This is a genomic window from Micrococcus sp. KRD070 (genome assembly GCF_017168435.1).
Taxonomy (GTDB): Bacteria; Actinomycetota; Actinomycetes; order Actinomycetales; family Micrococcaceae; genus Micrococcus; species Micrococcus luteus.
This window is the reverse complement of record NZ_JABFNH010000007.1, coordinates 69684-82705: the sequence shown is the minus strand read 5'-3', so window position 1 is coordinate 82705 and position 13022 is coordinate 69684. Positions and strand designations below refer to the sequence as shown.

Genomic DNA, 13022 nt, shown 5'->3' with positions numbered 1-13022 from the left:
CTGGGGGCGATGACTTCTGCCGCCACGAACCCGCCCTCGCTGACCGACCGCATCGACGCGCTCCCGCCGGCCCCGGACGCCGACGACGTCTTCGGGGCCTTCGCGGCCTGGACCGAGGACCGCGGGATCTCGCTCTACCCCGCCCAGGAGGAGGCCGCCCTCGAGCTGGTCCAGGGCCGGCACGTGATCCTGGCGACGCCCACCGGCTCCGGCAAGTCCCTGGTGGCGCTGGCCGCGCACGCCGACGCGCTCGCCCACGACGCCGTCTCCTACTACACGGCGCCGATCAAGGCGCTCGTCTCGGAGAAGTTCTTCGCGCTGGTGGACGTGTTCGGCGCGGAGAACGTGGGCATGGTCACGGGTGACTCCACCGTCAACGGTGACGCGCCGATCATCTGCTGCACGGCCGAGATCCTCGCCAACCGCGCGCTGCGCGAGGGCTCGGGCATGGAGATCGGCACCGTGGTGATGGACGAGTTCCACTACTACGCGGACCCCTCCCGCGGCTGGGCCTGGCAGGTGCCCCTCCTCGAGCTGCCGCAGGCCCGGTTCCTGCTGATGTCGGCCACCCTCGGCGACACGACCCGCCTCGAGGCGGACCTGACCGAGCGCACCGGGCGCGAGGTCGCCGTCGTCGCCCACGCGCAGCGCCCCATCCCGCTGACGTTCGAGTGGTCCGAGGTGCCGCTGCAGGAGAAGGTCGAGGAGCTCGTGGGCACCCACCAGGCACCGGTGTACATCGTGCACTTCTCGCAGCTGGACGCCGTGGAGACGGCCCAGGGTCTGTCCTCGATCTCGGTGACGTCCAGGGAGGAGAAGGAGGCGATCGCCGCGCGGATCGCCGGCTTCCGCTTCTCCGCGGGCTTCGGGCACACCCTGAACCGCCTCGTCCGGGCGGGCATCGGCGTGCACCACGCGGGCATGCTGCCCAAGTACCGCCGCCTCGTGGAGAAGCTGGCCCAGGACGGGCTGCTCAAGGTCATCTGCGGCACGGACACGCTGGGCGTCGGGATCAACGTGCCGATCCGCACCGTGCTGCTCACCGCGCTCTCCAAGTTCGACGGCGAGAAGACCCGCCTGCTCCAGGCCCGCGAGTTCCACCAGATCGCCGGCCGGGCGGGCCGGGCCGGCTTCGACACCTCCGGCACCGTGGTGGTCCAGGCCCCCGAGCACGTGATCGAGAACAAGGCGGCCGAGCGCAAGGCCGCGGCGAAGTTCGCGAACGTCAAGGACGAGGCCGAGCGGGCCAAGCGCATGAAGCAGTCCGTGAAGTCCGGCAAGCGCAAGACCCCGCCGGCCGGCTTCGTCTCGTGGGGGCCGGCGACGTTCGAGCGCCTCGTCTCCGCCGAGCCGGAGCCGCTGGTCTCCCGCATGCGGATCACGCACTCCATGCTGCTGAACATCCTCGACCGGCCCGGCGACCCGGTCATCGCGGTCCGGCGCCTGCTGCGCGGCACCCACGAGACCCCGGCCCGCCAGGCGGTGCTCATGCGCCGCGCGCTCGGGATCTTCCGGGAGCTGCTGGCCACGGGCGTCGTCGAGCGTCTGCCCGAGCCGGACGCCGAGGGCCGCACCGTGGACCTCACGGTGGACCTGCAGCCGGACTTCGCGCTCAACCAGCCGCTCTCCCCCTTCGCCCTCGCCGCGCTCGACCTGCTGGACCCGGCCGATCCCGACCACGCGCTCGACGTCGTCTCCGTGATCGAGGCGACCCTCGACCCGCCGCGCCAGGTGCTCTCCGCCCAGGTCAAGCACGCCAAGGGCGAGGCCGTGGCCGCCATGAAGGCCGAGGGCATGGACTACAACGACCGCATGCGGGCCCTCGACGAGATCACCCACCCGCGGCCGCTGGCCGAGCTCCTCGAGCAGCAGTTCGAGCTCTACCGGCAGGACGCCCCGTGGCTCGCGGAGTTCGAGCTGACCCCCAAGTCCGTGGTGCGCGACATGTTCGAGCGGGCCATGGGCTTCGGCGACTACGTGCGGTTCTACGGGATCGCCCGGTCCGAGGGCGTGCTGCTGCGCTACCTCACGGACGCGGTCAAGGCACTGCGCCACACCGTCCCCGAGGCGGCCCGCACCGAGGAGCTCCAGGTGCTGCTGGACTGGCTCGACGAGATGGTGAAGCAGACCGACTCGTCCCTCCTGGAGGAGTGGGAGGACCTGGTGGCCGGGGACATCGACGAGCTGCGCCGGGACATGGAGGCGCTCGAGCCGCCGGCCCCGCCTCGCCTGACGGACAACGAGCCCGTGTTCCGGGTGATGGTCCGCAACGCGATGTTCCAGCGGGTGCGCCTGTTCGGCGACGAGCGGGACGAGGCGCTCGCGCGCCTGTCCGGCGAGCTGTCCGCCGACGACTGGGCCGACGCCCTCGACGCCTACTTCGACGACCACGAGGACATCGACGACGGCCCCGCCGCGCGCGGCCCCGAGCTGTTCCGCGTGGCCGCGGCCCCCGACGTCGCCGCCCCGCTGGAGCTGGCCGGCCCGCGCTGGTGGGCGGTGCGGCAGGTCCTGAAGGACCCGGACGGGGACCTGGACCACGGGATCAACGCCGTGGTCGACCTGGACGCCTCCGACGAGGCGGGCCATCCCGTGATCCGGGTGGTCTCCGTGGGCGCGCCCGAGTCCGGGTGGGGCCTGTGAGCGCCGGGGACGCTCGGGCGGCAGGACGGCCCGTGGCGGGCGACCCGCGCGGCTTCGCTCCCCTCGAGCCGGCCCGCCACCGCGTGGGCGAGCGCACCGAGCTCTACGACGGCACCGTCACGGTGGACCACTGGTTCTCGGTGCCGATCGACCACGCGCTGGGCCTCGCCGAGGCCGAGGCGCAGGACGCGGCGGGCACCGGCGTCGGGCCGCACGGGCGCGGCACGCTGACCGTCTTCGCCCGCGAGATCCGGGCGAAGGACGACCCCGAGGGCGAGCGCCCCTGGGCCCTGTACCTCCAGGGTGGCCCCGGCAGTGCCGGGCCCCGCCCGGCGCGCCTGAGCGGCTGGCTCGGCGCGCTGGCCGAGAGCCACCGCGTGCTGCTGCTGGACCAGCGCGGCACGGGGCGTTCGACCCCGGCCACTGTGGCGACCCTGACCGCCCCGGGCGCCTTCGCCACGGACGAGGCGCGCGCCGAGCACCTGGTGCACCTGCGGGCGCCCTCGATCGTGCGGGACGCCGAGATGCTGCGCCTCGCCCTCGGCGCCGGGCCGTGGACCACACTGGGCCAGAGCTTCGGCGGGTTCTGCACGCTGAGCTATCTCTCCTTCCACCCGGAGGGCCTGCAGCGCAGCCTGGTGACCGGCGGCCTCGCCCCGCTCACCGGCCACGCCGACCGGGTCTACCGGGCCACCTACGCCCGGATGCGCGCCCGCACCGAGGAGTTCTTCGACCGGCACCCGGCCGACCGCGACGCGTGGTCGGAGGCCGTGGGGCTGATCCGCGCCGCCGAGGCCGCGGGCGCCCCGATCCCCCTGCCCGGCGGCGGGCCGCTCACCGTGGGACGGGCCCAGGGTCTGGGCATGCTGCTGGGCGGCAACACCCGCGTGGACCGCCTGCACTGGGTCCTCGCCGAGGCCGTGGACCGCACCGGACCCGCGCCGCGCCTGTCCGAGACGTTCCTGGCCGCCGTCGCCGACCAGGACGACCGCCTCGTCAACCCGCTCTACACCGTGCTGCACGAGGCGATCTACGCGCAGCCGGCGGACCTGGCCGGCGGCCGGGCGGACACCGGCTGGTCGGCGTCCCGGATGCTCGCCGAGCACCCGGACTTCGACCCGGAGGCGACCACGGTCCCGCTGCCCACGGGCGAACACGTCATGCCCTGGTCCGTCGAGGTCGACCCCCGGCTGCGGCCCCTGGCCGGCACGGCGCGGCTGCTCGCCGAGCGCACGCAGTGGGGCCCGCTCTACGACGTGGCTGCCCTGGCGCAGAACACCGTCCCCGTGGCCGCCGCGGTCTACGCCGACGACGTGTACGTGGACCGGGACCTCTCGCTCGAGACGGCGCGGCGCGTCCGCGGCCTGCAGGTGTGGGAGACCGACGCCTTCCACCACGACGGCATCGCCGACGACGGGCCGGCGATCCTCGACCGGCTCCTGGCGATGACCGCGGCGGACGGCGCCGGGACGACGACGGCCCCCGACCCGGTCGACTGACCGGCCCGGGGGCCCGGGCGCCGGCGGAGCACTCCCCCGGTGCCGTGATCGGCTCAGACGGTGGGCCCGTCCTGTCGCACGATCTGCTCGGAGACCCCGCGCGCGTCGTCGTCACGGGGATCGGCGAGCCGGGTCTCGTGGGCCGTGCGGATGATGGCCGACCACGCGTCCTTGTGCTCGAGCAGCTGGTCGCGCCAGCGCTGGTCCAGGGCCTCGGCCCGGGCCGTCCAGCGGTCCATCAGGGCGGCGGCGCGCTCGCGCTCGGCCGGGTCGGCGTCCTCGGCCAGCTTCGAGTACCGATACGAGTACTTCTCGGCGTTCTGCAGCGCCCGCAGGGCCTGGCCCTTCGGCGAGGCCAGGGAGATCGCCACGGTGATCGCCAGGATCACGACGACGACCACGAGGGACAGCGTCGTGGGGATCTCGACGACGGGCACGTTCTCGCCGCCGTTGATGAACGGCAGGTTGTTCTCGTGCAGGGCGTGCAGGATCAGCTTCACGCCGATGAACGCCAGCAGCGCGGAGAGCCCGTAGGCCAGGTAGACGAGGCGGTCGAGCAGGCCGTCGATCAGGAAGTACAGCTGGCGCAGGCCCATGAGCGAGAACGCCGTGGCGGTGAAGACGATGTACGCCTCCTGGGTCACGCCGAAGATCGCGGGGATGGAGTCGAAGGCGAAGAGGATGTCCGTGGCGCCGATCGCGATCATCACGAGGAGCATCGGCGTCATGAGGCGCTTGCCGTCCACCGTCGTGAAGAGGCGGTCGCCGTCGAACTGCTCGGAGGCGGGCAGGAACCGCTTGACGAGGCGGACCATCACGTTGTCCGCCTCGTCCTGGGCGCCCTCGGCGTCGCCGGACATCTCGCCCTTGAGCTGGCCGCCGGCGATGATCAGCAGGAACAGGCCGAAGAGGTAGAACACGTCCGACCACGCGGCGATGACGGCGGCGCCCAGCAGGATGAACAGGGTGCGCGAGATCAGCGCGAACGTGATGCCGAACAGCAGCACCTTCTGCTGGTACTCGCGCGGCACCCGAAAGCTGGCCATGATGACCAGGAAGACGAACAGGTTGTCGACGCTGAGCGCCTTCTCCAGCAGGTAGCCGGTGTAGTACTCGACCGCGTGCTGGGTGTCGCCGAAGGCGAAGAACACGAGGCCGAAGACGAGCGCGAGGCCGACGTAGACGCCGGACCAGATCGCGGCCTCCCGGATCGACGGCGTGTGCGCCTTGCGGACATGGGCGAAGTAGTCGAACGCGAGGAGCCCGACGATCAGCGCGATCGTCAGGCCCCAGGTCAGGCCGTTGATTTCCACGGGTCACCTCTCGGCGTCAGGGGTCAGGACGGTGCCGCAAGTCTCTCCGCCCGCCGCGGCCGCGGCCCGGGCCCCTGTGTCCGGCCGGCGGCGCGCTCTCGGCGGCCGCGGCGTGCTGACGTCCACAGTGTTCGGGATACTCCCCTACGTCGCCGGTCAGTCTACCCGGTCGCACGACGACGCCCCGACCCGCGGCGGGCGGAGCGGGGCGTCGTCGGGCCCGCTGGTGCGGGCCCATGAGGGCGAAGATATTGGCGGTCAGGACGATGAACCAGTTCTGGGTGAGGCCGAAGATCGCCGGGATGGAGTCCACCGCGAACATCACGTCCGTCAGGCCGATCGTGATGAACACGACCACCATGGGGGTGAACATGCGCCGGCCGTCCACGGTGGTGCGCAGTCGGTTGCCGTCGTAGTCCGGCGCCACGTTGAGGCGGCGGGTCAGGCGGGCCACGACGCCCGGCTCGGACTCCTCGTCCCCGCCGTCGTCCTTGAGCTGCTGCCAGGCGGTCCAGAGCAGGAAGGCGCCGAAGATGTAGAACTCCCACGTCAGGTGCTCGATGGCGACGGCGCCGACCGCGATGAACACCGCGCGGGCGATCAGCGCGATGATGATGCCCACCATCAGCACCTCCTGCTGGTAGCGGCGGGGCACCTGGAACTTGGCCATGATGATGAGGAACACGAACAGGTTGTCCACGCTGAGGCTGTACTCGGTGACCCAGCCGGCGAGGAACTCGGTGCCGTGCTGCGCATCGCCCAGGGCGAAGAGCAGCCCCGCGAAGACCAGCGCCAGCGCCACGTAGAACCCGATCCACAGGCCGGCCTCCTTCATGGAGGGCTCGTGGGGGCCGCGCCAGTCTAGACGGGTGCGGTCCCGCGCGCGGATGCGGGTGGGCCCGGTCTCAGGCTGCGCCGGGGGCGGTCAAGCCGAGGGCGAGCCAGACGACGACGGCGCCGGCGGCGGCCAGGCCCCAGCTGGCGAGGGAGCCGATGAGGAACTCCTCCGCGCGCGAGCCGGCTCCGCGGTCCGCCGAGATCTCCGGGAAGCGCACGATGCCCTTGGCCGCCATCAGGGCCGCGATCACCGGATAGGCCTGCGCGAGCCCCAGGACGACCATGAGCAGTCGCTCCATGGGCCCGATGTAGCGACCGCCGCGCAGGCCGTCGGCCGCGGGGTCCGTGGGCGCGGCGGACGGCACGGTCGTGGGCTCCGCCGCGGGGTCCTCCGCCTCCTCGTCGCCCCCGTCGGCGGACCGGCCCGCCAGGGCGAGGACCGCGCGGGTGACCCGGTTGCCGGTCTCGGTCAGCGCCACCGTCACCGCCAGCAGCGTGAGTGCCGGGGGCGCGGAGCGCAGACCCGCGGGCGCCAGGGTCGACTCGAGCACGGCCACCAGGCCGACCGCGGCCGCCACCGCGACCACCCCGAGCGGCCGGTCCGGGTGCAGCCACGTCCAGCCCATCAGCAGGCCGAGGGCCACCAGGCCGCCGCCCACCGCGACGGAGATGCCGGTCGGCGCCAGGACGGCCACCAGCACCGCGGCGAGGACGGCGGCCACCGCCGCGCCGGCCCGGGCCAGCCACCGCCGCCGGGGGGTGGGCCAGGCGCCGGGCAGGACGGCGTCGAGCAGGTCGTGCAGCCCCAGCGCGAGCAGGGCGAGGGCGGTCACGGCGCGACCTCCGTCGCCGCGGCGGCGAGCTCGGCGTCCAGCTCGAGCAGCCGGTCGATCCCGGACCGCGCGACGGCCTGTGACACCGCGGACTGCGTGATCCGCTCCGCCCGTGCCGCCTCCGCCTGGGTCGCCCCGCCCAGCAGGGCGGCGGCGATTCGGCGTTCGCGGGCCTTGAGTCGGCCGAGGACATGGTCGCGCAGCAGGACGAGCCCGTCCACGGCGGCGGTGAGGGACGGGTCCGCGGCGCGGAAGGCGGTCGCGGCTCCGACAGCCCGCTCATGCGCGCGCTCGACGGCCTCGCGGGCCCGATACCAGGCCGGTCCGTCCTCGATGCCGTCTCCGCCGGCGTCCAGGGCCCGCCGCTGCCCCAGGCCGATCCCGAAGCGCAGGTCCAGGCCCGGGGGCAGGGCGAGCGTGACGCGGACGGTCAGCCGGAGCGCGTCCGGCCAGGTGCGGTGCAGCGCCTGGAACTCGTCGCCGACGCTGGCCCAGGCGGGACGCAGCGGCGGGACGTCCTGTTCCGCGGCCGCGAAGGCGGCCAGGATCTGCTCCTGCGCGCGGTCCCGGTCCGGGAGGGCGCGGGAGCCGACGATGTCCGCGATCACGGCCGCGACCGGGGGTGCTGCGCTCATGGCGTCACACTATCACTGATATGAAGATATTCATCAGTGTTTTCATAACACCCCGGGGCGCGGAACGCGCCGGGCGGTCACTGCTCCCGCTTCATCTGCCGCAGCTCCTTCTTGAGCTCGCCGACCTCATCGCGCAGGCGGGCCGCGAGCTCGAACTGCAGGTCCGCCGCCGCCTGGTGCATCTGCTGCGACATCTGCTCGATCAGATCGGCCAGGTCCTTGGCGGGCAGCGACGCCGGGTCCACCGCCGGGGCCTCGGCACCCTCCCCCGTGGCCGGGGCCCGGTCCAGTGAGCTGAGGCCGCGGTGGCCCATGCCGAAGTCGAACCCGGACTTCACGCCCCCCATGCCCTTGAGGAAGTCGGCGGTGTCCGCGTCCTCCCGGGCCAGCTGGTCCGTGATGTCCGCGATGCGCTTGCGCAGCGGCTGGGGGTCGATCCCGTGCTCCTCGTTGTACGCGATCTGCACGGCCCGGCGCCGCTCGGTCTCGTCGATCGCCCGCCGCATGGAGTCCGTGACGTTGTCGGCGTACATGTGGACCTCGCCGGAGACGTTGCGGGCGGCGCGGCCGATGGTCTGGATGAGGGAGGTGGTGGAGCGCAGGAAGCCCTCCTTGTCCGCGTCCAGGATCGCCACGAGCGAGACCTCGGGCAGGTCCAGGCCCTCGCGCAGCAGGTTGATGCCCACCAGCACGTCGAAGGTGCCCTTGCGCAGCTCCCGCAGCAGCTCCACGCGGCGCAGCGTGTCCACATCCGAGTGGAGGTACTCGACCTTCACCCCCGCCTCGAGCAGGTAGTCCGTGAGGTCCTCGGCCATGCGCTTGGTCAGCGTGGTCACCAGGACGCGCTCGTCCTTGGCCGTGCGCACCCGGATCTGCTCGAGCAGGTCGTCGATCTGGCCCTCGGTCGGCTTGACCACCACCTGCGGGTCCACCAGCCCGGTGGGCCGGATGATCTGCTCGACGTAGCCGTCCGCCTGGCCGAGCTCGTAGGCGCCCGGCGTCGCGGAGAGGTACACGGTCTGCCCGATCCGTTCGAGGAACTCATCCCACTTCAGCGGGCGGTTGTCCATGGCCGAGGGCAGGCGGAAGCCGTGCTCCACGAGGGTGCGCTTGCGGGACATGTCCCCCTCGTACATCGCGCCGATCTGCGGGATGGTCACGTGGGACTCGTCCACCACGAGCAGGAAGTCGTCCGGGAAGTAGTCCAGCAGGCAGTGCGGGGCGGAGCCGGCGGGACGGCCGTCGATGTGGCGCGAGTAGTTCTCGATGCCGTTGCAGTAGCCCATCTGCTGCATCATCTCGAGGTCGTACGTGGTGCGCATGCGCAGCCGCTGCGCCTCGAGGAGCCTGTCCTGGGACTCCAGCTCCTGCAGCCGCTCCCGCAGCTCGTCCTCGATGGTGGTGATCGCCCGGCCCATGCGCTCGTCGCCGGCCACGTAGTGCGAGGCCGGGAAGATGTACATCTCCTCCTCCTCGCGCACCACCTGGCCGGTGAGCGGGTGCAGGGTCTGGATGGACTCGATCTCGTCCCCGAAGAACTCGATGCGCACCGCGAGCTCCTCGTACATGGGGATGATCTCCACGGTGTCCCCCCGCACCCGGAAGGTGCCGCGGTGGAAGTCGACGTCGTTGCGCACGTACTGCATCTGCACGAACCGCCGCAGGAGCACGTCCCGGTCCATCTCCGCACCGCGGCGCAGGGTGACCATCTGCTCGATGTACTCCTCGGGCGTGCCGAGGCCGTAGATGCAGGAGACGGTGGCCACCACGATCACGTCCCGCCGGGTCAGCAGCGCGTTCGTGGCCGAGTGGCGCAGCCGCTCGACCTCCTCGTTGATGGAGGAGTCCTTCTCGATGAAGGTGTCCGTCTGCGGGACGTACGCCTCGGGCTGGTAGTAGTCGTAGTAGGAGACGAAGTACTCGACCGCGTTGTTGGGCAGCAGCTCCCGGAACTCGTTGGCCAGCTGCGCCGCGAGCGTCTTGTTCTGCACCATCACCAGCGTGGGCCGCTGGAGGCGCTCGACGAGCCACGCCGTCGTCGCCGACTTGCCCGTGCCGGTGGCGCCCATCAGGACGACGTCCTTCTCCCCCGCCTCCACGCGCTCGGCGAGCTCGGCGATGGCCTTCGGCTGGTCACCGGAGGGCTGGTAGGGGGAGATGACCTCGAACGGGGCGACGACGCGGTTGATCTTCTGGGCCAGGCTCATGGCAGAACCCTACGTCGCGCCCCGGACACCCCGGCGGTCAGTCCGCCGAGGGCTCAGCCGCGCCGGGGGCGAGGAACCGGTCCCACACCTGGTTCGCCACGGACGCGAGCCGCTCGAGGTCGGCGTCGTTGACGATGACCACGTCCGCGACGGCGCGCCGCTGCTCGTCCGTGGCCTGGGCCGCGATCCGCGCCTCGGCGTCCGCGCGGCTCATGCCGCGGTCCTCCACCATCCGGCGCAGGCGCTCCTCGAGCGGGGCCTCCACCACGATCACGAGGTCGAACGCGTCCGCCTGCCCGGTCTCCACCAGCAGCGGCACGTCCTGGACCACGACGGCGTCCGGCCCGGCCTCGGCGACGATGCGCCGGGCCGCAGCCCGGATCCGGGGGTGCACGATGCGGTTCAGGCGCTGTCGGGCGCCCTCGTCCCCGAAGACGATGCGGGCCATCTCGACGCGGTCGAGCTCACCGTCCGCGGTGATGACGCGGTCCCCGAACTCGTCCTGGACGGCGGCCAGCCCGTCGGTGCCCTTCTCGAGGACCAGCCGGGCGAGGGCGTCCGAGTCCACCAGGAGCGCGCCACGCTCCTGCAGGACACGGGCCACCGCGGACTTGCCGGCGGCGATCCCGCCGGTCAGGCCCACATGGACGCGCGGCCGTTCGGCCACCGGGTCGGTCTCGGTCATACGCGCTCTCCTCGGGCGGCCTCGAGCTGAGGCTGGATCTTGGCCTCCCAGTATGCCCGGACGGCCTCCTGCAGGTCCTCGAGCGAGCCGTCGTTCTCGATCACGGTGTCCGCGATCTCGGCCCGCTCCTCGTCCGCCGCCTCCTCGTCGATGAAGGCCCAGGCCCGCTCGCGGGTCATGTCGTGGGACTCCATGAGCCGGGCGACGCGCACCTCGGCGGGAGCGGAGACGGCCAGCACCTGGTCGAAGTCCTGTCCGGAGCCGGTCTCGGCCAGCAGGGCCAGGTCGACCACCAGCACGGAGTCCTCGCCGATCTCGCGGGCCCGGCGGTTCGCCTCGTCGCGCACCGCCGGGGAGACGATCTCGTACATGCGCGTCCGGGCGGTCGAGCTCTCGGTGGTGAGCCGGTTGAGGGTGCGCGCGTCCAGGGTGCCGTCCGCGCGGACGATGTCCTCGCCGAAGACCGAGCGGAGCTCCTCGAGCACGGGGTTGCCGGGCACGAGGATCTCCCCCATCAGGTCGTCGAACTCCACGACGACGGCGCCCAGCCGCTCGAGCTCCGCGCCGACCTCGGTGCGGCCCGCGGCGATGCCGCCGGTCAGGCCGACGGTGACGAGGGCCTTGGCCGCGTCGATGCGCTGCTGGTGCCACGTCTTCGGGGTGTGCGTGTCGTTCTCCGGCTCGGTGCCGACCTCGAACTCGGGGCGGATCACGAAGTCCGAGACGTCCACGCCGTCCTCGGTGGCGCGGCGGCGGTACTCCTCGACCGGCAGCACCTGCTTCCACTGGCGGGTCCGCATGGGCCGCGCGGCACCCGCGTCCTCGCGCAGGGCCTGCAGCAGCAGTGCGGCCTGCGTGACGGTGATGAGCAGGATGGGCAGGCCGATCACGATGATGACCTCCTGCAGCGCCGCCAGGCCGTTCTCGCCCGCGGTGAGGATGATGGCCGCGCAGACCGCGCCGATGGACACGGCCCAGAACACGGACTGGCGGCGGGGCGCGGCATCCTCGTGGCCATTGGCCATCGCGTCCATCACGAGCGCGCCCGAGTCGATCGAGGTGATGAAGAACAGCGTGATGACCACGAGCGCCACGACCGCGGCCACCGTGTAGAGCGGCGTGCCCTGCAGGTGCTGGAACAGGGCGGCCTGGACGTTGCCGTCGGTGACGATCGTCTGCGTGAGGTCACCGCCCTGGCCCGGCGCCGGCGCGGTGGCGCGGTCCGACTGGAACGCGGAGTAGCCGTAGATGCCCATCCAGATGATGACGAACGCCGTGGGCAGGCCGAGGCCGGCCATGATGAAGGAGCGGATGGTGCGGCCGCGTGAGATGCGGGCGAAGAACATCCCCACGAAGGGCGCCCACGTCACGGTCCAGGCCCAGTAGAAAACGGTCCAGTCACCGGACCACTGGCCCGAGTTGTACGTGTCGTTGTAGGTGGAGAGCACGGGCAGCATGGAGGCGTACTCGCCGATCGCCTGCACGGTGCCGCGGATGACGTCCATGCTGGAGACGGCCCACATCAGGACGTACACGAGCAGGGCGATCGCCAGCAGGATGTTGGCGTAGGACAGCCGCTTGACGCCCTTGTCCATGCCGACCAGCACGGAGGCCGTGCCCACGGCGGTGACGACGGCCAGGATGAGCGCCTGGACCCAGCCGGCCACGGGGGTGCCCAGCACGTAGTTCATGCCCGCGTTGATCTGCAGGGCGCCCAGGCCCACGGACACGCCGAGGCCGAACACGGTGGAGACCACGGCGATGATGTCGATCGTCTTGCCGATGGGGCCGTGGATGCGATCGCCGAGGAGGGGCTGGAAGGCGGAGGACACGCGCGGGGGCAGCTTGCGCTTGTACGTGAAGTAGCCGAAGCACAGGCCCGGGACGAGCAGGATCGCCCACATGTGGATGCCGAAGTGGAAGTTCGCGATCGCCATGGCCTCCGAGGCCGCGCGGTCGGAGAACGGCTCCGTCCCCGCCATGGGCGGGTTGGCGTAGTGGTTCATCGGCTCCGCGATGCCCCAGAACATCAGCACCGCGCCGACGCCGGCGGCGAACATCATGCCGAACCAGGTCAGGCCGGAGTACTCCGGCACCGCGTCGTCGTCGCCGAGCTTGACCCGGCCGTACCGGGTCACGGCGAGGATGAACAGGAACGCCACCAGCAGGGTCAGGCTGAGGGTGTAGATCCAGCCGACGTCGTAGCGCAGCCAGCTCGAGACCACGCCGAAGGCCGCCTGGACCGGGCCAGGGAACAGGCCCATCGCGGCGGTGAAGAGCACGACCGCGGCGGCCGAGCCGAAGAAGATCGCCGGACTCGTGCGGAGCCCCAACGTGTCGTGCAGGCGAGTGAGCGGGGAAGTCATGAGT

8 protein-coding genes and 1 pseudogene are annotated in these 13022 nt (G+C 72.0%); 2 read left to right on the top strand and 7 right to left on the bottom strand.

Annotation, left to right across the window (positions count from 1 at the left end; translation table 11 throughout):
• Positions 1-9: 9 nt before the first annotated feature.
• Together J1M38_RS02465 and J1M38_RS02460 are read left to right on the top strand one after the other, a co-directional pair.
• The gene (locus tag J1M38_RS02465; protein ID WP_036315313.1) at positions 10-2643 is read left to right on the top strand and encodes an RNA helicase; all 2634 of its coding nucleotides are present in this window, start codon (positions 10-12) and stop codon (positions 2641-2643) included.
• A gap of 32 nt (positions 2644-2675) precedes the next feature.
• On the top strand, positions 2676-4142 hold the full coding sequence (locus J1M38_RS02460) for an alpha/beta fold hydrolase (RefSeq protein WP_036315316.1): 1467 nt from the start codon (positions 2676-2678) through the stop codon (positions 4140-4142).
• Positions 4143-4195: 53 nt separating this feature from the next.
• Here the strand turns inward: J1M38_RS02460 and J1M38_RS02455 are convergent, their stop codons facing one another.
• The 7 genes and pseudogenes from J1M38_RS02455 to coaE (J1M38_RS02425) form a co-directional block, all read right to left on the bottom strand.
• Complete coding sequence (locus J1M38_RS02455) at positions 4196-5455, bottom strand: TerC family protein (protein WP_036315319.1); 1260 nt, start codon at positions 5453-5455, stop codon at positions 4196-4198.
• Positions 5456-5471: 16 nt separating this feature from the next.
• Positions 5472-6311 (bottom strand): annotated as a pseudogene (locus J1M38_RS02450) (TerC/Alx family metal homeostasis membrane protein); the annotation flags it as partial.
• Positions 6312-6360: 49 nt separating this feature from the next.
• Positions 6361-7125, bottom strand: coding sequence for a hypothetical protein (locus J1M38_RS02445; protein ID WP_036315322.1), 765 nt, complete (start codon positions 7123-7125; stop codon positions 6361-6363).
• On the bottom strand, positions 7122-7760 hold the full coding sequence (locus tag J1M38_RS02440; protein ID WP_036315325.1) for a SatD family protein: 639 nt from the start codon (positions 7758-7760) through the stop codon (positions 7122-7124). Before J1M38_RS02440 ends, J1M38_RS02445 begins: the two co-directional genes overlap by 4 nt.
• Before the next feature lie 77 nt (positions 7761-7837).
• On the bottom strand, positions 7838-9967 hold the full coding sequence (gene uvrB, locus J1M38_RS02435) for an excinuclease ABC subunit UvrB (RefSeq protein ID WP_036315328.1): 2130 nt from the start codon (positions 9965-9967) through the stop codon (positions 7838-7840).
• Between the two features lie 37 nt (positions 9968-10004).
• Positions 10005-10652 carry a dephospho-CoA kinase gene (gene coaE / locus J1M38_RS02430; RefSeq protein WP_036315330.1) on the bottom strand — a complete coding sequence of 216 codons (648 nt, stop codon included), beginning with the start codon at positions 10650-10652 and terminating at the stop codon, positions 10005-10007.
• On the bottom strand, positions 10649-13018 hold the full coding sequence (gene coaE / locus J1M38_RS02425) for a dephospho-CoA kinase (protein WP_041102705.1): 2370 nt from the start codon (positions 13016-13018) through the stop codon (positions 10649-10651). The genes coaE (J1M38_RS02430) and coaE (J1M38_RS02425) overlap by 4 nt, the downstream gene beginning before the upstream one ends.
• Between the last annotated feature and the right edge of the window lie 4 nt (positions 13019-13022).

Excerpts from the sequence above, each read along its gene's own strand:
- J1M38_RS02465 (WP_036315313.1), top strand. The coding sequence starts at position 10 with ATGACTTCTGCCGCCACGAACCCGCCCTCGCTGACCGACCGCATCGAC.
- J1M38_RS02440 (WP_036315325.1), bottom strand. The coding sequence starts at position 7,760 with ATGAGCGCAGCACCCCCGGTCGCGGCCGTGATCGCGGACATCGTCGGC.
- uvrB (WP_036315328.1), bottom strand. The coding sequence starts at position 9,967 with ATGAGCCTGGCCCAGAAGATCAACCGCGTCGTCGCCCCGTTCGAGGTC.
- coaE (WP_036315330.1), bottom strand. The coding sequence starts at position 10,652 with ATGACCGAGACCGACCCGGTGGCCGAACGGCCGCGCGTCCATGTGGGC.
- coaE (WP_041102705.1), bottom strand. The coding sequence starts at position 13,018 with ATGACTTCCCCGCTCACTCGCCTGCACGACACGTTGGGGCTCCGCACG.